The organism is Sulfuricurvum sp. RIFCSPLOWO2_12_FULL_43_24, from assembly GCF_001829605.1.
Classification (GTDB): Bacteria; Campylobacterota; Campylobacteria; order Campylobacterales; family Sulfurimonadaceae; genus Sulfuricurvum.
In genome coordinates, this window is record NZ_MIBT01000057.1 from 1 (window position 1) to 1,334 (window position 1,334).

General features: G+C 43.3%; 1 protein-coding gene. It reads left to right on the forward strand.

Annotated features, from left to right (window positions below; translation table 11 throughout):
- Window positions 1-189: 189 nt before the first annotated feature.
- The coding region (locus A3G19_RS05660) for an MFS transporter (protein ID WP_294871120.1) at window positions 190-1,334 on the forward strand (1,145 nt) is incomplete at its 3' end.

The following is a 1,334-nucleotide window of genomic DNA, read 5'->3' on the forward strand; positions in this document are numbered from 1 at the left end:
TGGTTTTAGTAATATTGAAAATTTCTATTATCTCTTGCTTATTTGAATTAATTGTCGGAAATTCGCACTCCATGGAGCATCCTTTTAAAAAATAGTTAGCGATTATAGCTAAAATAGCCATAATCAACAAATTGATATTTTTTGCCTTATATTTGTATAATGGTAAAAGTTTACTCAACAAGAGAGAAAGTGAAAAAACAGCCCTTAAACAGAAATATCATCGGTCTCGGAGCCAACAGCTTTTTTACCGATTTTTCCACGGAGATGATTCTTCCTCTGCTGCCTATTTTTTTGGAGCGTTTTTTACATGCGACAAAGACGCAGATCGGCATCATCGAGGGTTTGGCTGAACTCTCCGTTGCTCTGCTTATCGCCCTCTCCGGCTTCTACTCTGACAGACTTGGGCGAAGAAAAGGGATTGTAGTATTTGGATACGGTCTCTCAAATCTCATAAAACCTCTTGCTTTTTTTGCTCAAAGTGCGACCATGATTATGACTATCCGCATAGGCGATAGACTTGCCAAAGGGATTCGCGTTGCACCTCGTGATGCGCTCATCAGCGCCTCTACACCAAAAGGTTCGAGCGGTTTTGTTTTTGGTTTTCATAAAATGATGGACGGTGCCGGTGCTTTGGTTGGTTCACTGAGTGCGTTCGGGCTTTTATGGTGGCTTGGAGAGAGCGAAACAACATTTCGCACAATCTTTGCCCTTAGCATCATCCCCGGAATTATCTCTATGCTTATCCTCATATTTATAATTACGGATGTTCCTTTTACCCCGACTCCCGCAAAACGCTTCCGACCAAGTGCGCTTCCGTCACAGTTTTACTGGCTGGTCGGATTTCAGACGCTCTTTAGTCTCTTTGCCATGAACTACTCATTTATGATATTAAAAGCCTCTGATAACGGACTCGCACTTGCCGTTATACCGCTTGCATACGCCCTCTACAACCTCACACAGGCATTTTTTGCAATTCCAATAGGCAAACTCGCAGACAGGTTTGGCAAAGCGGCTCTGCTCTCATTTGTCTATCTTGCTTTTGGTCTTGGCGCACTGGCGATGACAACGCTCGGTACATTGGGAGCATGGCTTGGTTTTGGCATCTATGGATTTTTTGCGGGAGGGTTTAACTCTTTGGCTAAAGCCATTATTTCAGATACTGCACCCCATGATTTAAAAGCAACGGCATACGGGGTTTACTACACATCTGTCGGTTTTGCGACACTTGCCTCTTTAAGCGTTGCGGGATGGGCATGGGACAACTATGGAAGCACTCTTTTGTTTATGTTTGCCTCATCTTGCGCAATAGTTTTATCCTTTGCTCTTTTTGTGAT